Origin of the sequence: Streptomyces sp. NPDC085460 (assembly GCF_044541975.1) — a bacterium.
Taxonomy (GTDB): Bacteria; Actinomycetota; Actinomycetes; order Streptomycetales; family Streptomycetaceae; genus Streptomyces.
Genome location: NZ_JBITTO010000012.1, coordinates 142,809 through 162,353, shown reverse-complemented (window position 1 = coordinate 162,353; position 19,545 = coordinate 142,809). Strand labels below are relative to the sequence as shown.

17 protein-coding genes are annotated in these 19,545 nt (G+C 74.2%); 9 read left to right on the top strand and 8 right to left on the bottom strand.

What is annotated here, in order from left to right; translation table 11 throughout:
- The first annotated feature begins 471 nt into the window (after window positions 1-471).
- The 4 genes from ACIGHB_RS28565 (at window position 472) to ACIGHB_RS28550 (ending at window position 4,080) form a co-directional block, all read left to right on the top strand.
- Window positions 472-1,848, top strand: coding sequence for an MFS transporter (locus ACIGHB_RS28565; RefSeq protein WP_360314875.1), 1,377 nt, complete (start codon window positions 472-474; stop codon window positions 1,846-1,848).
- 153 nt (window positions 1,849-2,001) lie between these two features.
- Window positions 2,002-2,484, top strand: coding sequence for a DUF2771 domain-containing protein (locus ACIGHB_RS28560; protein ID WP_360314873.1), 483 nt, complete (start codon window positions 2,002-2,004; stop codon window positions 2,482-2,484).
- Window positions 2,485-2,491: 7 nt separating this feature from the next.
- On the top strand, window positions 2,492-3,238 hold the full coding sequence (locus ACIGHB_RS28555; protein ID WP_399916880.1) for a futalosine hydrolase: 747 nt from the start codon (window positions 2,492-2,494) through the stop codon (window positions 3,236-3,238).
- Complete coding sequence (locus ACIGHB_RS28550) at window positions 3,229-4,080, top strand: 1,4-dihydroxy-6-naphthoate synthase (protein ID WP_360314869.1); 852 nt, start codon at window positions 3,229-3,231, stop codon at window positions 4,078-4,080. The genes ACIGHB_RS28555 and ACIGHB_RS28550 overlap by 10 nt, the downstream gene beginning before the upstream one ends.
- Here the strand turns inward: ACIGHB_RS28550 and ACIGHB_RS28545 are convergent.
- The 3 genes from ACIGHB_RS28545 to ACIGHB_RS28535 form a co-directional block, all read right to left on the bottom strand.
- The gene (locus tag ACIGHB_RS28545; RefSeq protein ID WP_360315203.1) at window positions 4,077-4,460 is read right to left on the bottom strand and encodes a cold-shock protein; all 384 of its coding nucleotides are present in this window, start codon (window positions 4,458-4,460) and stop codon (window positions 4,077-4,079) included. The two genes, ACIGHB_RS28550 and ACIGHB_RS28545, sit on opposite strands and share 4 nt — an antisense overlap.
- A gap of 268 nt (window positions 4,461-4,728) precedes the next feature.
- On the bottom strand, window positions 4,729-5,136 hold the full coding sequence (locus ACIGHB_RS28540; RefSeq protein WP_399916878.1) for a DUF6415 family natural product biosynthesis protein: 408 nt from the start codon (window positions 5,134-5,136) through the stop codon (window positions 4,729-4,731).
- Between the two features lie 124 nt (window positions 5,137-5,260).
- Entirely contained in the window at window positions 5,261-6,475 is a 1,215-nt protein-coding gene (locus tag ACIGHB_RS28535; protein ID WP_399916876.1) for a helix-turn-helix domain-containing protein, read from the bottom strand.
- Between the two features lie 126 nt (window positions 6,476-6,601).
- Here ACIGHB_RS28535 and ACIGHB_RS28530 point away from each other — a divergent pair, with 126 nt between their 5' ends.
- Both ACIGHB_RS28530 and ACIGHB_RS28525 read left to right on the top strand, forming a co-directional pair.
- Window positions 6,602-8,578: a zinc ribbon domain-containing protein gene (locus ACIGHB_RS28530; protein WP_399916874.1), complete on the top strand. Its 1,977-nt coding sequence runs from the start codon at window positions 6,602-6,604 to the stop codon at window positions 8,576-8,578.
- 66 nt (window positions 8,579-8,644) lie between these two features.
- A complete protein-coding gene (locus ACIGHB_RS28525; RefSeq protein ID WP_360315205.1) occupies window positions 8,645-8,923 on the top strand; it encodes a hypothetical protein in 279 nt (92 codons plus the stop codon).
- 161 nt (window positions 8,924-9,084) lie between these two features.
- Here the strand turns inward: ACIGHB_RS28525 and ACIGHB_RS28520 are convergent, their stop codons facing one another.
- Together ACIGHB_RS28520 and ACIGHB_RS28515 are read right to left on the bottom strand one after the other, a co-directional pair.
- Window positions 9,085-9,732 (bottom strand): HAD family hydrolase, encoded by a 648-nt coding sequence (locus tag ACIGHB_RS28520; protein ID WP_360315207.1) that lies wholly within the window; start codon window positions 9,730-9,732, stop codon window positions 9,085-9,087.
- Between the two features lie 207 nt (window positions 9,733-9,939).
- Window positions 9,940-10,956 (bottom strand): hypothetical protein, encoded by a 1,017-nt coding sequence (locus ACIGHB_RS28515; protein ID WP_399916871.1) that lies wholly within the window; start codon window positions 10,954-10,956, stop codon window positions 9,940-9,942.
- A gap of 76 nt (window positions 10,957-11,032) precedes the next feature.
- Here ACIGHB_RS28515 and ACIGHB_RS28510 point away from each other — a divergent pair, with 76 nt between their 5' ends.
- Window positions 11,033-13,678 carry a helicase-associated domain-containing protein gene (locus tag ACIGHB_RS28510; RefSeq protein WP_399916869.1) on the top strand — a complete coding sequence of 882 codons (2,646 nt, stop codon included), beginning with the start codon at window positions 11,033-11,035 and terminating at the stop codon, window positions 13,676-13,678.
- Window positions 13,679-13,854: 176 nt separating this feature from the next.
- Window positions 13,855-15,495 carry a DNA repair helicase XPB gene (locus ACIGHB_RS28505; RefSeq protein ID WP_360315213.1) on the top strand — a complete coding sequence of 547 codons (1,641 nt, stop codon included), beginning with the start codon at window positions 13,855-13,857 and terminating at the stop codon, window positions 15,493-15,495.
- 44 nt (window positions 15,496-15,539) lie between these two features.
- Here ACIGHB_RS28505 and ACIGHB_RS28500 read toward each other — a convergent pair whose 3' ends face one another.
- Window positions 15,540-15,737, bottom strand: coding sequence for a hypothetical protein (locus ACIGHB_RS28500; RefSeq protein WP_360315215.1), 198 nt, complete (start codon window positions 15,735-15,737; stop codon window positions 15,540-15,542).
- A gap of 261 nt (window positions 15,738-15,998) precedes the next feature.
- Here ACIGHB_RS28500 and ACIGHB_RS28495 point away from each other — a divergent pair, with 261 nt between their 5' ends.
- Complete coding sequence (locus ACIGHB_RS28495) at window positions 15,999-18,047, top strand: HelD family protein (RefSeq protein WP_399916867.1); 2,049 nt, start codon at window positions 15,999-16,001, stop codon at window positions 18,045-18,047.
- Window positions 18,048-18,060: 13 nt separating this feature from the next.
- On the opposite strand, the gene ACIGHB_RS28490 is transcribed toward ACIGHB_RS28495, so the two are convergent.
- Both ACIGHB_RS28490 and ACIGHB_RS28485 read right to left on the bottom strand, forming a co-directional pair.
- On the bottom strand, window positions 18,061-18,495 hold the full coding sequence (locus ACIGHB_RS28490) for a DUF6892 domain-containing protein (RefSeq protein ID WP_360315219.1): 435 nt from the start codon (window positions 18,493-18,495) through the stop codon (window positions 18,061-18,063).
- A gap of 98 nt (window positions 18,496-18,593) precedes the next feature.
- Entirely contained in the window at window positions 18,594-19,496 is a 903-nt protein-coding gene (locus tag ACIGHB_RS28485) for an aminoglycoside phosphotransferase family protein (protein WP_399916864.1), read from the bottom strand.
- Window positions 19,497-19,545: the final 49 nt, after the last annotated feature.

Here is a 19,545-nt window from a genome sequence, read left to right as displayed (position 1 = left end):
CTCCTACGCCGTCTCACGGGTGCGCCGGCCGAGGTTCGGGAGCGAGGCTCCGGGAGCGGGGCGGGCGGAGCGGACCTGAGGGCCGCATCGACGTCCGCACCCGACCGGTCTCACGCGTCTCGGGCACACCTATCGTCATCCATTCTGCGGGATGCCGAAGGGGCGCGCGGCCGAGAGGAACCGCCGGTGGCGCGCTACGCACGCTACCCCGTTCGCGGGCCTGGGCCCACCTGCGCGCCCCAAGTGACCCGGATCGGGCCCCGGAGCGCCCGCCGGGACCGCCCCCTCCCGGCGTGTCCCGCCCCACCCGCGGCGACGCGGGACCCCGAAGCCGCACGGCCCTGCGGGCCACCGCCCGGGACCGTACGACACGGCGGTCCGCCGCCCCGGAGGCGTACGTCACGGCGGTCCGACACCCCGGCGGCCCGGCGACTCGGTTCGGGCGGGGCGTCGGTGGGGCACTATGAGGTGGTGGCAGCCGCACGGTCCTCTGGTCGATCCCACGATCGCCCCGGGCCGCTCCGCCGAGCGGGCCGGGCGACGGGGCGTGCTCTGCATCTGCCGTTCACGGGGACGGCGCGCGGAATCCGGCGGGCGACCCACGCCCACGGCGCGGGCGAGTCGGGGCTCGGCAAGCTGATCGAGCTGCACGCGGTGAACGGCGCCGGGGACGTGATGATCACCGTGGCGCTCGCGTCGACTGTGTTCTTCTCCGTGCCGACCGACGAGGCCCGCGGGCGGGTCGCGCTCTACCTCGCCATCACCATGGCCCCCTTCACGCTCCTCGCGCCCGTCATCGGCCCGCTCCTCGACCGGCTGCCGCACGGCCGCCGGGCGGCGATGGCGGCGGCGATGGGCGCCCGCGCGGTGCTGGCCGTGGTGATGTCGGGCCTGGTCGTGACGGGCGGGATCGAGCTGTACCCGGCGGCGCTCGGCGTGCTGGTCGCGTCGAAGGCGTACGGGGTGGTGCGGAGCGCCGTCGTGCCCCGGCTGCTGCCACCCGGCTTCTCCCTGGTGAAGGCGAACTCCCGGGTGACGCTCGCCGGACTGCTCGCCACCGGCGTCGCCGCGCCGATCGGCGCCGGGCTCCAGCTGCTCGGGCCCCGGTGGCCGCTGTTCGGGGCGTGCGCGCTGTTCCTGCTCGGGACGTACTGGGCCCTGCGCATGCCGCACAAGGTGGACTCCGCGAAGGGCGAGCGGCGGGCGCACCTGCTGACGCACGGCGAGAAGAAGCCGAGCCTGCGGACGGTGGGTCCCGCCGTGCTGCACGGCCTCCAGGCGAACGCGGCGCACCGGATGCTGTCCGGGTTCCTGATCTTCTTCCTGGCGTTCCTGCTGCGCGAGCACCCGCTCTCGGGGCAGTCGGCGGCGGTGTCGCTCGGCATCGTGGGCGTGGCGGCGGGGGTGGGGAACGCGTGCGGGACGGCCGTGGGCTCGCTGCTGCGGGACCGGGGACACCGCCCCGAGGTGATCATCGCCACGATGATCACGACGGTGCTGGCGGCGGCCGTCTGCACGGCCGTGTTCTTCGGCGGCGTGATGGTCGCGGTGCTGGGCGCGGTCGCGGGCCTCACGCAGGCGCTGTCGAAGCTGTCGCTGGACGCGCTGATCCAGCGGGACGTGCCGGAGGTCGTACGGACCTCGGCGTTCGCCCGCTCCGAGACGGCGCTCCAGATGGCCTGGGTGGTGGGCGGGGCGCTCGGCATCGCGATGCCGCTGAACGGGACGGCGGGGATGGCGGCGGCGGCCGGCTTCCTGGCGATCGGCGCCCTCCTCGCCGTACGGGGCCTGCTGTCGTCGCGCGGGCCGGGCACCTCCGACCGCCCGGAGCGCGCGAAGGTCGCCTGACCCGAGCCGGAGCGCGAGAAGGTCGCTGACCCGAGCCGCAGTGCGCGAAGGTCGCCCGACCCCGGGCCGCGCCGGGCGGTGGATCGGCCACGGCCGCGCGGCACGCCGTACCCCCGCGTGGCAGCGGCGCGGCGGCCCGATAGCCTTCGGCTCATGACCGTTGCGTTCTTCTCCGGCTCGCGCCGCCGGGCCGCCGTCGCCCTCGGAGCCGCCTCCGCCGGGCTCCTCGTCCTCACCGCCTGCGAAAAGCCGACTCCGATCGCGACCGTCACGGTCGGGACCGAATCGGTCAACTCCGAGGCCGCCTGCTACAACGACGGCGACCCCATCAAGGAGTCCGACATCCAGAAGTGCCTCAACAAGACGGCCGAGAAGTCGATCACCGTCGCCATGGACGACAAGGTCCGCTTCGGCGTCGACCCGGAGATCGCCGACAACGGCTGGACCATCTTCCTCGGCGGCCAGCAGGCCGAGCCGGAGCCGTACAAGAAGACGTACCGGACCATTCCGGCCAGCGCGTTCTTCACCGCCGGCCAGACCGGCGAGACCCCGGACGAGACGCAGGTGACGATCGTCGAGAACACCGGCAAGTCGCTCACCGGCATCTGGCACTTCAAGCTGAAGAAGGAATCCTGATCCTCCGGTGCACCACCGGATCCTGATCGTGACGGCCGTGGCGGCGGAGGCCGACTCCGTCGCCGGCGGTCTCACGACGCCCGCCCACCCGGGCGGGGAACTCCCCGTGCCGGGCGGCCTCGTCCTGCGCCGGTACGCGACGGAGCAGCGCACCGCCGACGTCCTCGTCGGCGGGGTCGGGCCCGCCGCGGCCGCCGCCGCGACCGGGACCGCGCTGACCCGTGCCGCGCTCGCCGGCGAACCGTACGGGCTCGTCGTCTCCGCCGGGATCGCCGGCGGCTTCCCCGGCCGCGCCCCGCTCGGCTCGCTCGTCGTCTCCGACGCGATCGTCGCCGCCGACCTGGGCGCCGACACGCCCGACGGGTACCTGCCCGTCGAGGAGCTGGGCTTCGGCCGCTCCGCCCACCGCGTGCCCGCCGCCCTCACCGGACCCGTCGCCGCCGCCCTCGCCGCGGCCGGGCTCCCGCACACCACCGGCGCCGTGCTGACCGTCTCCACGGTGACCGGCAGCGCCGCCCGCGCCGACGAGCTCGCCGCCCGCCACCCGGGGGCCGCCGCGGAGGCGATGGAGGGCTTCGGGGTCGCCGAGGCCGCCGCCGCGCACGACGCCGCCGTCCTGGAGCTGCGGGCCGTGTCGAACGCCGTCGGGCCCCGCGACCGGGCCGCCTGGCGCGTCGGCGACGCCCTGGCCGCGCTCCGGCGGGCCGTCACCGCCCTCGACACCACCTTCCCGGAGGCACGGCCGTGCAGCTGAAGATCGCCTACTCGCCCTGCCCGAACGACACCTTCGTCTTCGACGCCTGGGCCCACGGCCGCGTCCCCGGCGCTCCGCGCCTCGACGTCACCTTCGCCGACATCGACGTCACCAACGGCTGGGCCGAGAGCGGCACCGACGGCCACGACGTCCTGAAGGTGTCGTACGCCGTCCTGCCGTGGATCCTCGACGAGTACGCGCTGCTGCCCTGCGGCGGGGCGCTCGGCCGCGGCTGCGGCCCCCTCGTCCTGACCCGCGAACCCGGCCTCGACCTGCGCGGCAGGACCGTCGCGGTGCCGAGCGAGCGCTCGACCGCGTACCTGCTCTTCCGGCTGTGGGCGGCCGAGACCGTGCCCGGGGGCGTCGGCGAGGTCGTCGTGATGCCGTTCCACGAGATCATGCCCGCCGTCCGGGACGGCAAGGTCGACGCGGGGCTCGTCATCCACGAGGCCCGCTTCACCTACGCCTCGTACGGGCTCCACCGCCTCGCCGACATGGGCGAGCACTGGGAGTCCACCACCGGTCTGCCGATCCCGCTCGGCGCGATCGTCGCCCGCCGCTCGCTCGGCGCCGAGACCCTGCGGCTGCTCGCCGACTCCGCCCGGCGCTCGGTGCGGATGGCGTGGGACGACCCGGCCGCCTCACGGCCGTACGTCATGGAGCACGCGCAGGAGATGGACCCGAAGGTCGCCGACCAGCACATCGGCCTCTACGTCAACGAGTTCACCGCCGACCTGGGCGAGGCCGGCTACGCGGCGGTGCGGGGGCTCCTCACCCGCGCCGCGGCCGAGGGACTCGTCCCGCCCCTCGGCCCCGACGCGCTGTCGTTCCCGAGCGCCTAGACGTCGAGCTGGTCCGCGACCGCCCGCAGCAGCCCGGCGATCTTCTTGCCGGCCGCCTTGTCGGGGTACCGGCCGCGCTCCAGCATCGGCGTGATGTTCTCCAGGAGCGTCGTCAGGTCCTGCACGATCGACGCCAGCTCGTCAGGCTTGCGGCGCTGCGCCGCCGCCACCGACGGCGTCGGGTCGAGAATCGCCACCGAGAGCGCCTGGTCACCCCGCTGACCCGCGACGACACCGAACTCCACCCGCTGGCCCGGCTTCAGTGCGTCGACTCCGGCAGGGAGCACCGACGAGTGCACGAAGACGTCACCGCCGTCATCGCGGGAGAGAAAGCCGAAGCCCTTCTCGCTGTTGAACCATTTGACCTTGCCAGTCGGCAAAGCACACGCTCCCTCGATCTGTCCCGGACGCTCCAGGGCGCCGGGGAAAATGCCCTGGAACACCTTACCGAGGCTGTCCCCAGCGACAGAGGGCGTTAACCCCGCGCGCGAGCGAGGAAAGCCCCTGTCAGGAGGGACAGAGGCTCACAGGGGCGCGGCAGGGGCTCATACCTCCCTGGCCACTGCTCCCCGGCTCAGGCCACGGGTACCGCGTCGGCTTCGTCTGTGATGACTCCCTCACCCCCACGGAAGACGGAGAGCGTCTGGCTCATCTCCGCCCCTCCCGGCTCGGGGAGTCGGGACCACCCAGATTCACGTAATGGTCGGTGAGCGCCATGACGGACCGTGCGAGCCTCTGAGCGTGCCTCAGAGCCCACGGGGAGAAGGCCGGCACATGCGGGGTCCTGAGACGTCGAGAGGCTTCCTCGATGCCGACCAACGCGCAGACACGGGGCACGTCCCCCTTGGGGTGCCTGTCGGCTGCTGCCGTCACCTCGGGAAGGAGCAGGAAGAGCATCCCCCGAAGCGCCTGGATCAGGCTCTCCACCTCTTCCTCGGACAGGCTCTCCGCGCGCTCTCCCAGTGCCCTCAGGGCTGTCCGGCGCATCGTCTGCGCATCGAGCGGGATCGTCTGCCCCGGGACCTGTTCCGGCGCGCCGTGCGCGATGGCGTTCACGTGTCGACTCCTTGCGGTCGGCCAGGCTCCGGGGCCGTTCACCCGGTCGCCGGAGCGTGTGACCTCTCATGCAATCGACTTGGCGTGATCGCTTACAGGGACGGAACGCCCCAGTTCTGACCGCTTAGCCGTCGATGCCCAGAAACTCGGCCAACGACCGTAGCCCCGGGGGATGGTTGGGGAGCGACCACAGGTCACGGACGATCGCCACAGCCAGCGTGTGGTGCTGCATCCACGTAGGCGCCACCTTCCGCAGGGACTCCAGAGTCTTGACCGCCCCGGCGGCGTCCCCTGTGTCCGTGTGCGCACGGGCCACGTCCAGGAGCAGCCACGTACGCCATGACGGCGGGGTGTCCTTCCTCAGCCGCATTCCCTTGGCCAGAGCCAACGCGTCCTCCGGGTGGCCGTACTGGACAGCCAGACGTACGCGCTCGATACGGACGGACGACGGACTGAACACGCTGACCATGCGGCTGTCGCTGCCCTCAGGGAGCTTGGCGACGCGTGCGGCTTCCTTCTCCGCTCCTTCCATCAGGTCCGCCGCGCGGTCATAGTCACCGCTCCTCGCTGCCGACGTGGCGGCGCTCATCGTCAGTCCACCCCAGACCTTGAGCCCGTCCGCCGTCTCGGTGAGTTCCGCGCTCTTCATGTCGTCCGCAGCCCTCAGGGCGATGGACAGCGCGTCTTCCAGCCTTCCTTGCCGCTGGTACGTCCACGCCGTGGAATTCACGAGCATGGGCAGGAGCAGAGGGTTCGAAGACCGTGCGGCAGCGTCTATGGCCCGTTCAAGACTGATCAGTGCAAGGTCGGTCTTCCCCATGCGCACGGCTACGTGTCCGGCGAGCTGGAGAGCCTTGCCCAGGACCGCGAACCCCTCCCCGCGCTCGTTCTGGTCGGCGGAGGCCGTGACAGAGCTAGCGTCTGAGATCAGGGCGGGCAGAGCGTCCATGACCGCGTCGAACTCAGCCGAGTGATAGCGGGTCCAGCCCTCCGCGATCTGCTCCCTCAGCGTGTCCAGGGAGAAGCCTGAGGCCGGCGGTTGCCGCTCGGGCCCCCAAAGCGCCGGCATGACCGCCCGGCGCATCGCCACGAACTTGGGGCCGTCCGTCTCGCCCTGGGACGAGAGGGCGGGAGGATCCCCCAGGAGCGTCGTCAGCTCCACCCCGAGGCCGTTCGCCAGGGCGTGGAGCGTAGGGAGACGTGCCGAGTGCTTACGCCTCTGTTCGAGCTGCCTGATCACGTCCACGGACACGTGGGAACGTTCCGACAGTTCTTCCTGTGTCAGTCCAGCCAACCGGCGCAGACGGCGCAGGGTCTTGCCCAGGTCTTCGCTCGTCACGCCGCCACCGTACGCCGCCACCTTTCCCGGTCACATGGCGTTCATAGGTTCCTGGATCGAATGAGTGACCTTTCCCCGACCGGTGTCGTTGATCCGATGACAGCACCGCGAGCGAGGGGGAGGGTGATGAGCCGGAAGCTGCCTTTGGGCAAGGGGGAGGCGGCCCGCACCGGTTGCGCCCGCGCGCTCCTCCGGTCGGGGGTCGTGGAAAGGACCGGGGAGATCCTCACACCCGTCGTCCTCGCGGAACGCGTGGGCTGGTGCGCCGACCTCGTGGCCGGGATGGTCGATGCGGTGACTTCCGGGCACTGGAACGCCACCGCCGTGGAGACACTGGCCTCGGGTGTGGACGCGGGCGGCCGAAGGCTGCCGTCGCAAGCGTGGATGGCGCTGCGCCGCCTCGGCTGGGGTGCCGCCCCGATCGGGGGTGTAAAGGTCAACGACCGGATCGTGCGCATGGCGCAGGAGCAGGCCGGGCGCGTGCTCCGTTCGGCGAGGTGGCGCGCCGAGGTGATCTCCGGGATTCTGGCCACCTGGCCCGTCGATCCGGACAGGCGAACGCCTACCGAATGGAAGCAGGCACGGGCCGCGATCCCGGGCGGGGAGGATCTGCCGTCCGGCGTGATCCGTTCCCGTACCCGCCAGATCGCTGCGTACGCGCGCAAGAACGGGCGCCTTCCGGCGAATGTGTTCGAGCTGGAACCGTCGCCGGGTACGGCACGGATGCTTCTCCTCGCCGCGTGCGACGGCCAGCAGGCCACGATCGAGCGCTCCCGGGACGGGCGCCGAGTACTGCTGCGGCTGCAGCTTCCCGTCCGCCCGGACCCGCGTGGCTACGCGGACTGGACATGGGTGGCCTGCCCCCTCGCACTGCCGCCGACGGTCCCCGCGCATGCGGTGCTCCACCTGCCCACGCTGCGCCCCTCGGCCGGGAAGGTGCACGCTGATCTGGCCTACACCCATCCCGTGCCCAAAGCCGAAACAAGCGGTCATACCGTGGCACTCGGGGTGGACTGGGGCCTCAACACCTTGCTCAGCGCAGGCTCCGCCCGGCTCCACCCCGACGGACGGATCACCGCCCTCGGTACCGGAGCGCAGTTCCGCGCCGCCGGGGTGCTGGCCAGGCAGCACCGACTGCGCCGCACCAGCGAGCAACTGCACGCGAAGCTCGGCCACTACGCCCGGCTCGCCGACCCCAGTCTCGACGGGAAGACGCAGGTACTGGCGGAGGAGGCCCGACGTGTGTCACAACGCCGGTCGAACCTCAACGACGCCCTCGCGCGGGCCGCCGCACGCTGGACCGTGGACCAGGCCGTCGCGGCCGGGGCGACGGTCATCTATCTGGAAGACCTGCGGTCCCTGGAAGCCGGTGGCATGGGCCGCACGCTGAACACCCGACTTTCCCAGACCGTACGCGGGCAGATCGCCCAGTGGACGCGACACCTCGCCGCCGAGACCGGCATCGCGGTCGTCACCGTCCCACCACGCGACACCTCCCGGCACTGCCCGCACTGCCTGACCCCGCTCCGCCACCGCAAGGCCCCCGACCGGCCCACCGCACCGGGCTGGAAGTGGGCCCTCTGCCCTCGGCCCGACTGCGGCTGGCAGGGCGACCGCGACCAGGGCGCCTGGCGCCGCATCGCCGCACGCGGACTGGCCCACCAGACCAAGACCGTCACGGACCGCACGACCGGGCGGATGGTGATCCGCACGGTGGTCGATCGGCTGGAAGCCTCGGCTGTCATCACCGCTACCTCGAAGACCAGCCGGCCGGACCGGTCCAAGACCGGCCCCACCCGGCCGCGTACCCACCGCCCCGTGCCCAGGCGACGCGGGATTCCCTCCTCGACCCGGCCTTCGGGCCGTGTCGGCAAGCGTCCGGAGGGACACGTGCCGACGGACCGGCCCCGGCTGCCCCGCGCAGCACACCGGCACCAGGACGTGATCACGACCAGCTCACCCACCGCACGCCGACACCGGCCACGAGGAGCGGCACTGGGTGCGGGATTCCATCTCCACGCCCACGCCTCTCCCCCCAGGTGGACACCACCCGAGCCGGACCTCACGGTTCGCGCGGGTCGCTGGGCCGGTCAGAGACGCTAATGCGCCGGGGGCGGGTGACAAGACGCCGCCGACGTGTTCCTCCGGCCTGGGAACTACCCTGGCCGCATGCTGAGTGAAACCCCCGCAGGAGTGGTGAGCGGTTCCGGGGACGGGCCCGGGCCGGGTGACGGGCTCGTCAAGGCCGGTGTCGTCGTGTTCGCGGTCGGCGCGCTCGCGACGCTGGTCACGGTGGCTCCGCTCTTCCTCGGGACCGAGCCGTTCCCGACCGTCGCCTATCTGGTGTCGATGCTGATGGGCGTCGGGTTCGCGCTCGCCGGCGCCGGGGTGCTCCGGTCGGTCGCCGCGCAGCGGCGGCAGGCGCGCGAGGCGCGGCGCGCCGCTTAGGGCGTGTCTGACAATTGGCGTCGGATCAGGCCGGGTCGTCCGGTGCGTGCGATCGGCGTGCGGCCGGGGCGCCCTTGTAGCGGAGCAACTTGGGCGTTTCGGCCGTGCGGCGAGCGCGCGCGCCGGACGGGCCGGACCCGACGGGAATGGTCAGACACGCCCTAGGAGACGTACGCCTCCCACCAGGCGCGGAAGTCCGTCAGGTCCTCCAGGACCACGTCGGCGCCCGCGGCGCGCAGTTCCCCGGGGGCGTACGGGCCGGTGGCGACGCCGACCGAGAGCGCTCCGGCGGCGACCGCCCCGCGTACGTCGCCGACGTGGTCGCCGACGTACACCGAGGCGCCGTGGGCGCGCAGCGCCTCCGCCTTGCCCTCGGCGAACAGGCCGCCGACGACGACGTCCGGCTCGATGCCGAGGTGCGTGAAGTGCCGCTGCGCGTGCGGGCCGTTCTTGGCGGAGACGACGATCGTCCGGCCGCCCGCCTCCCGCACCGCGTCGAGGGCGTCGCGGGCGCCGGGCATGGGGACGGTCGGTTCGAAGGCGTGGATCCCGTACAGGGCACGGTAGTGGGCGGTCATCTCGGTGACCTGCGCGGCGGGCACCCAGTGGGCCATCTCCTGCTCCAGCGGCGGGCCGAGCCGGCTGATGACGAGGTCGGCGTCGACCTCGACGCCGTACTTCTCCGCGAACGCCAGCCAGGTCTTCCGGATGCCGGGACGGGTGTCGAGCAGGGTCAGATCGAGGTCGAATCCGACCGTGAGCGGGCCCGCGGGCGGAGAGGTCTGGGCGTTCATCGTCATGGGGGACATTGTGCCCGGGTGTTCGAATCCGGCGGCTGCGCGGACGGGGCGGCCGGGGCGCGGGCCTGTCAGGGGCGGTGGCTGCTTGGACCGGGCGGCCGGGGCGCGGGCCCGTCAGGGGCGTGGCGGTGGCTGCTCGGACCAGGTGGCCGGGGCGCGGGCCCGTCAGGGGCGTGGCGGTGGCTGCTCGGAGCGGGCGGCCGGGGCGCCGGCCCGTCAGGGGCGGTGGGCGCGGAGGGTGAGGTAGAGGGCGGAGAGGAGGGCCGCGGCGCGTAGCGTCCACGGCCAGGTCTCGGCCACCGCGGCCCCCATCGCGTCCTGCGCGACCGGTGCGCCCCAGCGGCCCTCCACGCGGCCCCAGAGCCACGCGATGCCGCCCGCCGCGGCGAGGCCGGGGAGGACGAAGACGGCCGTCTTGGTCTGGCCGGGGGTCAGCCGGCGGGAGCCGTACGCGATGAGCCAGCCGACGGCCAGCGCGAGCAGCCAGCCGAAGGCGGCGCCGGCGATCAGGAGCAGGGCGGCCAGGAGCAGGAAGGGGTGGGCGAGGCGGCGGCGGGCGTCGGGTTCCGGGGCCGGTTCGGCCGAGGGTTCGGGCTCCTGCGGGCGGCGGCGCCGGAGCAGGCGGGTGAGGAGGGCCAGACGGCCGGGGGGCGGCGGGAGCGCGGAGTCCGGGGCCTCGGGCTCGGGGGCCTCGGGGTCGGGCGGGCGGAAGAGCTCGGGCGCCTCGATGCCGCCGACGAAGCCGGGCGCGATCGTGTCCCCGTCGTCCGTCCCGCCGGGGAAGCCGGGCGCGATCCCGTCCGCGTCGTCCGGGCCTCCGGAGAAGCCGGGCGCGATCGCGTCCCCGCGGTCCGTCCCGCCCTGCCACCAGCCGCGGGGCGCCGGTACGGCGGCGGTCGGGGCGGCGGACGGCTGTTTCCCGGACCGCGGCTTCCCGGACGGCTGCTCTCCGGACTGCTGCTCCCCGGACGGCGCGGTCTCCGCCGTGGCGGCCCGTGCCGACCACCACGGCGCCGCCCGCCGCACCACCTCGTCCGGCGTGCCGAGGTCGCCGAGGATGCCCCGGACGGCGCCGGGCGACTCCTCGCCGGTGCCGGCGCGGCGGCGGTCGATCTCGTCTCGGAGGCCCGCGACGAGGGCGCTGCGCTCGCCGGGCGGGAGGTGCCGCTGGTGGGCGAGATCGCCGACCTCGCTCAGGTAGTCGAAGACCATCCGGTCGCTCTCGATGCCCACGCCGCCCCTCCACCGTCCGGCCGAACGCCGTCCCGGTCCTGACGGTAGCGCCTGTGCAGCGGATAACGTGGTGCGGATGGGGATCGGCGAGCTGGACCGGGAGGCGCACGTGCCCGAGGGACGTCCGAGTGGGACCGCGGCGGGTCCGCGCACGCTGGCCGAGGCGCTGCGGGCGCGCGGGGACGACGGTCTCGCGGCGCTGCTGCGGGCCCGCCCCGACCTGCTGGGGCCGGTGCCGAACGATCTGACGCAGCTGGCGACCCGGGCCGGGACCCGGGCGTCCGTGGTGCGGGCCCTTGAGCGGCTCGACCGGTTCTCGCTCCAGGTGGCCCAGACGCTGGCGGTGGCGCCGGACCCGGCACCGTACCCGGTCGTGTTCGGTCTGCTCGGTGGCGGGGACGTGCCGGAGGTGGCGGAGGCGCTGCCCCGCGCGGTGGCGCTGCTGCGCGAGCAGGCGCTGGTGTGGGGCGAGGACGAGCGGCTGCGGCTGGTGCGGACGGCGCGCGAGCTGCTGTCGCCGTCGCCGCAGCACCCCTCCCCCACCGGGCTCGGGCCGACGGTCGCCGAGGCGACGGCGGGGATGTCTCCGGGGCGGCTCCAGGAGATCGTGGCGGCGGCCGGGCTGCCGTCCACGCACGACCCGGTGTCGGCGGTCGCCTCGCTGACGGGTCTTTTCACCGACCGGGAGCGGATGGGCGCGCTGCTCGACACGGCGCCGCCGGAGGCGCTCGCGGTGCTCGACCGGCTGGTGTGGGGTCCGCCGTACGGCGAGGTGACGGCGCGGCCGACGCCGCCGGTGGGCTGGCTGCGGGACCGCGGGCTGCTGCTGCCGGTGTCGCCGCGGACGGTGGTGCTGCCGCGCGAGGTGGCGCTGCACCTGCGGGGCGGGCGGGCGCACCGGGCGCCGGAGCCGCGGGCTCCGGAGCTGGTGGTGGCGCGGGAGTACGGTCCCCAGGTGGTGGACGGCGCCGCCGCCGGGCAGGCGTACGCGGCGCTCGCGACGGTCGAGGAGCTGCTGAAGTCGTGGGACCACGGCGGCCCGGCGGTGCTGCGGGCCGGCGGTCTGTCGGTGCGGGACCTGAAGCGGACGGCGGCGGCGCTCGACGTGCCGGAGCCGGTGGCGGCGTTCTGGCTGGAGCTGGCGTACGGGGCGGGGCTGCTGGCCTCGGACGGCGAGGCGGACGAGCGGTACGCGCCGACGCCCGCGTACGACGACTGGCTGGACCAGCCGCCGGCCGAGCGCTGGGTCCGGCTGGTCACCGCCTGGCTGGCGGCGACCCGCACCCCGGGGCTCGTCGGCGGGCAGGACGCGAAGGGCCGGACGCTGTCCGCGCTCGGACCCGACCTGGACCGGGCGGCGGCGCCCGAGGTGCGGCACCGGGTCCTCGGGCTGCTCGCGACGCTCGCGCCGGGCGCGGCGGCCGAGCCGGAGAGTCTGCTGGCCCGGCTGCGCTGGGAGCGGCCGGCGCGGGGCACCTCCGGGTCGGCGTCCCGTACGGCCGGGGCGCAGGCCCCCGCGCCGGGTCCGGCCGCGGAGCCCGGTGCCGCGGGTCCGTGGGCCTCGGAGGTCCGGCCCGCCGCGCCCGCGCAGCCCGCGGACGGCTCCCGTCACCCCGCCGACCTGCGGGAACGTCTCGCCCGCTGGGTTCTGGGCGATGCCGAGCTCCTCGGGATCACCGGGCGTGGCGCGCTCTCGACGGCCGCCCGGGCGCTGCTCAACCTGCCGCTCGCGAAGGCCGCGGGGCCGGCCGCCGAGGGGGGCGGGGTGGAGCCGGAGGTGGCCGCCGAGCGGGCGGCGGAGCTGCTCGAACCGCTGCTCCCGCAGGCCGTCGACCATGTGCTGCTCCAGGCCGACCTGACGGCCGTCGCGCCCGGCCCGCTGCTGCGGCCGCTGGCCGACGCGCTCGCGGTCCTCGCGGACGTGGAGTCGAAGGGTGGTGCGACGGTGTACCGGTTCACGCCCGGTTCGGTGCGGCGGGCGCTCGACACCGGCCGCTCCGCGTCCGATCTGCACGCCTTCCTCGCCGCGCACGCCCGTACGCCGGTGCCGCAGCCGCTCGCGTACCTGATCGACGACGTGGCGCGCAGGCACGGGCATCTGCGGATCGGGGCGGCGTCCGCGTACGTGCGCTGCGACGACGACGCGCTGCTCGGCGAGATCCTGGCGGACCGGCGCTCTGCCGGGCTGCGGCTGCGGCGGCTGGCGCCGACGGTCCTCGCCGCGCAGACGGACCCGGCGTCGCTGCTCGAAGGGCTGCGGTCGATGGGGTACGCGCCGGCGGCGGAGTCGGCGGAGGGCGACGTCCTGATCGCCCGCGCCGACGCGCACCGCACCCCGCCCCGTACGCCGCCGGCGCCGGTCCCGGACGGCCCGCTGGCGCCGGACGCCACGCTGCTGACGGCGGCGGTGCGGGCGATCCGGGCGGGCGACCGGGCGGCGACGGCGGTCCGCAGGGAGCCGGCGGTCCCGGTGACGGCGGGCGGCCTGCCCCGTACCTCGGCGGCCGAGACGCTGGCGACGGTGCAGGCGGCGGCGATGACCGGCTCGGCCGTGTGGATCGGCTATGTGAACGCTGAGGGCGCGGCGAGCCAGCGGGTCATCGCCCCCGTGCGGGTCGAGGGCGGTTTCGTCACCGGCTACGACCACACGGCCGACGAGGTCCGCACCTATCCGCTGCACCGCATCACGGGCGTGGCGGAGCTGGCGGACGAGGAGGTCTAGGGCCTCGGCCCGACCAGGAAGGACGAGGGTCTAGCCTCTGGGCGCGACCAGGGCGGCCGGGTCGACCTCCAGCGGGAACGGCTTCTCCGGTGGATTTCAGTGTGGCAGGCCCCGCCGACAACGGGCGGGCGTCGTGCAGACTGGATGTTTGGCCGCGCGGAAGGGAACCCACACACGTGAACGGTCCACTCATCGTCCAGAGCGACAAGACGCTGCTCCTGGAGGTCGACCACGAGCGCGCCGAGGCGTGCCGGCGGGCCATCGCGCCCTTCGCCGAGCTGGAGCGGGCGCCGGAGCACATCCACACGTACCGGGTGACGCCGCTCGGGCTGTGGAACGCGCGGGCCGCCGGGCACGACGCGGAGCAGGTCGTGGACGCGCTGGTGGAGTACTCGCGGTACCCGGTGCCGCACGCGCTGCTGGTGGACATCGCCGAGACGATGGGCCGGTACGGGCGGCTGACGCTGTCCAAGCACCCCGCCCACGGTCTGGTGCTGACGACCACGGACCGGCCGGTGCTTGAGGAGATCCTGCGGTCGAAGCGGGTGCAGCCGCTGGTGGGGGCGCGGATCGACGCGGACACGGTGGTGGTGCACCCGTCCGAGCGGGGGCAGATCAAGCAGACGCTGCTGAAGCTGGGCTGGCCGGCCGAGGACCTCGCCGGGTACGTCGACGGCGAGGCGCACGCGATCGACCTGGCGGAGGACGGCTGGAGCCTGCGGCCGTACCAGCGGCACGCCGTCGAGGGGTTCTGGCACGGCGGCTCCGGGGTCGTCGTGCTGCCCTGCGGCGCGGGGAAGACGCTGGTCGGCGCGGGGGCGATGGCGAAGGCGCGGGCGACGACGCTGATCCTCGTCACGAACACCGTCTCCGCCCGGCAGTGGAAGAACGAGCTGGTGCGGCGGACCTCGCTGACCGAGGACGAGATCGGCGAGTACAGCGGGACGAAGAAGGAGATCCGGCCCGTCACCATCGCCACGTACCAGGTGCTGACGACCAAGCGGAAGGGCGTCTACCCGCACCTGGAGCTCTTCGACTCCCGTGACTGGGGCCTGATCGTCTACGACGAGGTGCATCTGCTGCCGGCGCCGGTCTTCAAGTTCACCGCCGACCTCCAGGCCCGCCGCCGGCTCGGTCTGACCGCGACGCTGGTGCGCGAGGACGGCAAGGAGGCGGACGTCTTCTCGCTGATCGGGCCGAAGCGGTTCGACGCGCCGTGGAAGGAGATCGAGGCGCAGGGGTACATCGCGCCCGCCGACTGCGTCGAGGTGCGGGTGAACCTCACCGACTCGGAGCGGCTCGCGTACGCGACGGCGGAGGCGGAGGAGAAGTACCGCTTCTGCGCGACGACGGCGACGAAGCGGCGGGTGACCGAGGCGCTGGTGCGGCGGTTCGCCGGGCAGCAGATCCTCGTCATCGGCCAGTACATCGACCAGCTCGACGAACTGGGCGCGCACCTCGACGCGCCGGTCATCAAGGGCGAGACGTCGAACAAGGAGCGGGAGCGGCTCTTCGACGCGTTCCGCAACGGCGAGATCAACGTCCTCGTCGTCTCCAAGGTCGCGAACTTCTCCATCGACCTGCCGGAGGCGACCGTCGCCATCCAGGTCTCCGGGACGTTCGGCTCTCGCCAGGAGGAGGCCCAGCGCCTCGGCCGGGTGCTGCGTCCGAAGGCCGACGGGCACCAGGCGCACTTCTACTCGGTCGTCGCCCGCGACACCATCGACCAGGACTTCGCCGCCCACCGTCAGCGCTTCCTCGCCGAGCAGGGCTACGCGTACCGGATCGTCGACGCGGACGAGCTGCTGGCGCCGTAGGGGACGGGCGGCCGGCGGCTCAGGGGACGGGCCGGCCGGGCGCCTTAGGGGACGGGCTGCCGGGGGCACGGAACGGGACGGGGGTTCCTGACGCCGGCCTCCTCGGGGCCGTGGTCGCCGAGGAGGGCGACGCTCACGGCCGCGCCGCCGAAGGCACGGACCGCGCGGAAGGCCGTCGCCGCGAGGCGGCGCGGGCGGGGTCGGGGGACGGTGGTCACCAGGGTGAAGGTCGTCGCGGTCATGACTCCATTCTGGAATCCGGACATTCCGAACACATCGGCCTGGGGGTGGAACCCTCGTCCCCCTTACGGCGGATCCCTCCCGGGTCCCTCCCCCTACGGGAAAACGATTCGCGCCCGCCCCGGGCCGGGGTCTAGAATCACCGGCTTCCCCGCCTCCCGGACGCCCGCGTCCCCGAGGAGCGCGCCGCCGTCCGGTCGGAAACCGGCGGCCACATCGCCCTGTCCGTGTGTCCGTCCGCATGCCCGACCGGAGGCTTCACCGTGTCCGCAGCTGTGCCCACCGACGACCCGCTCGTACGCGAGCGGTCCCACCTCTCCGCCTCCCGTGCCGCCCTGCGCGCGATGCGCGAGGAGGTGGAGGCGCTGGACATCAAGGACGTCACGGCGAACTGGGTCAACTCGATCGTCCTGGAACGCCAGATCGAGGACCGCATCAAGGCGCTCGCGGACCTCGCCCACACCCCGCTCTTCTTCGGCCGGCTCGACTACCTGCCGCCCGCCCAGCAGGGGCAGCGCTTCTACATCGGCCGCCGGCACGTCCACGACGCGCACGGCGACCCCATGGTCATCGACTGGCGCGCGCCGGTCTCGCAGCCGTACTACCAGGCGTCGAAGAAGGACCCGCGGGACGTGGGGCTGCGGCGCCGCTTCGGCTACACGGGCGGCGAGCTCACCGCGTACGAGGACGAGCACCTCTCCGACCCGTCCGAGCTGGAGAGGACGAGCCGGCTGCTCCAGGCGGAGATCGAGCGGCCGCGCGTGGGCCCCATGCGGGACATCGTGGCGACGATCCAGCCCGAGCAGGACGAGATCGTCCGCTCCGGCCTGTCCGGCACGCTGTGCGTGCAGGGCGGCCCCGGCACCGGCAAGACCGCCGTCGGCCTGCACCGTGTGGCCTACCTGCTGTACGCCCACCGGGAGCGCCTCGCCCGCACCGGCACGCTCGTCATCGGCCCGAACCGCTCCTTCCTCCAGTACATCGAGCAGGTGCTGCCCGCCCTCGGCGAGCTGGAGGTCCGGCAGGCGACCGTGGACGACCTCGTGGCGCACGTGGAGGTGCGGGGCACGGACGAGGCGGCGACGGCGGTCGTGAAGGGCGACGCGCGGATGGCGGAGGTGCTGCGGCGGGCCGTCCGCTCGCACGTGACGCTGCCGGCGGAGCCGCTGATGGTGGTCCGCGGCTCGCGCCGCTGGCGTGTCCCCGCGTACGAACTGGAGGAGATCGTCCGCGAACTGACGGAGCGTGACATCCGGTACGGGGCGGCCCGCGAGGCGCTGCCGCAGCGGATCGCGCACGCCGTCCTGGTGCGGATGGAGCAGGCCGGCGAGGCGCCCGACGACCGGGTGCAGAACGCGGTGGCCAGGAACGCGGCCGTCAAGGCGGTCGTGAAGGAGTGCTGGCCGCCGGTCGACCCGGCGAAGCTGGTGCTGCGGCTGCTGAGCGACCCGGAGTTCCTGGCGGAGCACGCCGCCGGGGTGCTGGACGACGAGGAGCAGAAGCTGCTGCTGTGGGCGAAGCCCGCGCGGAGCGTGAAGACCGCGAAGTGGTCGGCGGCGGACGCGGTGCTGATCGACGAGGCGACGGACCTGGTGGAGCGGACCCACTCGCTCGGGCACGTGGTCCTCGACGAGGCGCAGGACCTGTCCCCCATGCAGTACCGGGCGGTGGGCCGCCGGTGCACGACCGGTTCCGCGACGGTCCTCGGCGACCTGGCGCAGGGCACCACGCCGTGGGCCACGCGGAGCTGGCAGAGCGCGCTCGCGCACCTCGGCAAGCCGGAGGCGCGGGTCGAGGAGCTGACCGCCGGCTTCCGCGTGCCGAGCGAGGTCATCGCGTACGCGTCCCGGCTGCTGCCGCACATGGCGCCGGGGCTCGCGCCGGTGGAGTCGGTACGGGAGAACCCGGGCGCCTTCGAGATCCGCGAGGCGGCCGGGCCCTCCGAGCCGGCGGTGGTGACGGCCTGCGCGGACGCGCTCGGGCACGAGGGCTCGATCGGCCTGATCGCCGCCGACGCCCGGATCGCGCCGCTGGCCGAGGCGCTGGAGGCGGCCGGGATGCCGTACCTCTCCCCCGGCGAGGAGACGACCGCCGAGTCCCGCCTCACCCTCGTCCCGGCCTCGCTGGCGAAGGGCCTGGAGTACGACTACGTGGTCCTCGACGAACCGTCGGCCGTCGTCGACGGCGAACCGGACGAGCGCACGGGCCTGCGCCGCCTCTACGTGGCCCTCACCCGCGCCGTCTCCGGCCTCACGATCGTCCACACGGCCCCGCTGCCGGCGCAGCTGGACCCGGTGGCGGCGCGGGTCTGAGCCGGGGGCCCGGTCAGTCGGCGTCGATGCCCCGGGCGGCGAAGATCTCCGCCGCGCCGTCCACCGCGAGCACACCGTCCTCCACGAAGGTGACCTCGCGGAGGTTCGGCAGCAGGTCGAGGTCGTCGAGCGACCGCACGTCGAAGAGGTCGTCCTCGCCGTCCCAGGCCGGGGCGCAGTGGTGGAAGACGTCCGTCCCCGCGTCGAAGCACAGCTCCTCGACGGTGGCGAGCAGCTCGGCCGGGATCTCCAGCGCCTCGAAGTACTCCCGGGACTCCGGCAGCACCTCCTCGGCGAGGCCGTTCTCCAGAACGTGGGAGGCGGCGTCGCGGATGCCCCGCTCGGCCAGCCGCGCGTGCACGTCGTAGACCGGGAGGAGCGTCCCCGCCCGGTACATCAGCTCCTCGATGACGAGCAGCTTGAGGTTGAAGTCGTGGAACCGAGTCATGGACCCAGGGGTACCACGGCGGTACGACAGCCCTGACGGCGCCTCGGACGTCGAGGGGCGGAGGAAGCCCCGGGGACGGCGCGAGCCGGGCGCCGCCGTCAGCGGAACTCGGGCAGCGCCTCCGTCCAGGCCCTGCGGGCGACGGCGGCGAGGACCGGGTTGGGGGTCGGGGCGGTGCCGGGGCCGCCCGTGTCGCCGTAGTAGTGGTCGGTGACCAGGCCCCAGCAGAGGGCCCAGCCCCGGCCGCGTGCCCAGGTGGCGTCGTCGACGCGGGAGGCGGCGCGGAAGAGGGGGCGGGTGGCCGGGGTGAGGAGGGTCCAGGCGGGCAGGAGGTCGGCGGCGGGGTCGCCGGTGCCGAGCCCGCCGAAGTCGATGACGGCGCTGAGGCGGCCGTCGCGGGTGAGCAGGTTCCCCGGCAGCAGGTCCCCGTGGAGCCAGACCGGCGGGCGGTCCCAGGCGGGGAGGGCCAGGGTCCGCTCCCAGGCGTCGAGCGCGGCCCGCTCGTCGAGGAGCCCGGCGGCGGCGAGTCCGGCGACGGCGGGCGGCAGGGCGCCCTCCTCCCACTCCGTGACGGCGCCGCCGCGGAAGGAGCGGGGGCCGCCGGTGGCGTCGGCCGCGCGCAGCGCGACGCCGAAGCGTCCCAACTGCTGGGCGGCGTGGGCGAGATCGGTGACGGGCGCGGTCCAAGCGTCGGCGCCGTCCAGCCAGGCGTATACCCCCCACGCCTGCCCGAAGCCCTCGCCGGGGACGCCGGCCCCCAGGGGCAGCGGCACCGGCAGCGGGAGCGCGGGGGCGAGCCGGGGCAGCCACCGCTGCTCCTTCTCGGCCTGCCCGGCGGCCCACCGGGCCTTCGGCAGCCGCACGACGAGGTCGTCCCCGAGCCGGAACATCGCGTTGTCGGTCCCGGCCGACACCACCCGCCGCACACCGAGCCCCGCCCACCGCGGAAACTGCGCGGCGACCAGCCGCCGTACGAGTGCTTCGTCGATCACGTCCGCCATGGGAGGGGAGCCTAGCGAGCGGGCCAGGCACTCACACGGGACTTTCTCG

Excerpts from the sequence above, each read along its gene's own strand:
- ACIGHB_RS28560 (WP_360314873.1), top strand. The coding sequence starts at position 2,002 with ATGACCGTTGCGTTCTTCTCCGGCTCGCGCCGCCGGGCCGCCGTCGCC.
- ACIGHB_RS28530 (WP_399916874.1), top strand. The coding sequence starts at position 6,602 with ATGAGCCGGAAGCTGCCTTTGGGCAAGGGGGAGGCGGCCCGCACCGGT.
- ACIGHB_RS28525 (WP_360315205.1), top strand. The coding sequence starts at position 8,645 with ATGCTGAGTGAAACCCCCGCAGGAGTGGTGAGCGGTTCCGGGGACGGG.
- ACIGHB_RS28520 (WP_360315207.1), bottom strand. The coding sequence starts at position 9,732 with ATGTCCCCCATGACGATGAACGCCCAGACCTCTCCGCCCGCGGGCCCG.
- ACIGHB_RS28510 (WP_399916869.1), top strand. The coding sequence starts at position 11,033 with ATGGGGATCGGCGAGCTGGACCGGGAGGCGCACGTGCCCGAGGGACGT.
- ACIGHB_RS28500 (WP_360315215.1), bottom strand. The coding sequence starts at position 15,737 with ATGACCGCGACGACCTTCACCCTGGTGACCACCGTCCCCCGACCCCGC.
- ACIGHB_RS28490 (WP_360315219.1), bottom strand. The coding sequence starts at position 18,495 with ATGACTCGGTTCCACGACTTCAACCTCAAGCTGCTCGTCATCGAGGAG.
- ACIGHB_RS28485 (WP_399916864.1), bottom strand. The coding sequence starts at position 19,496 with ATGGCGGACGTGATCGACGAAGCACTCGTACGGCGGCTGGTCGCCGCG.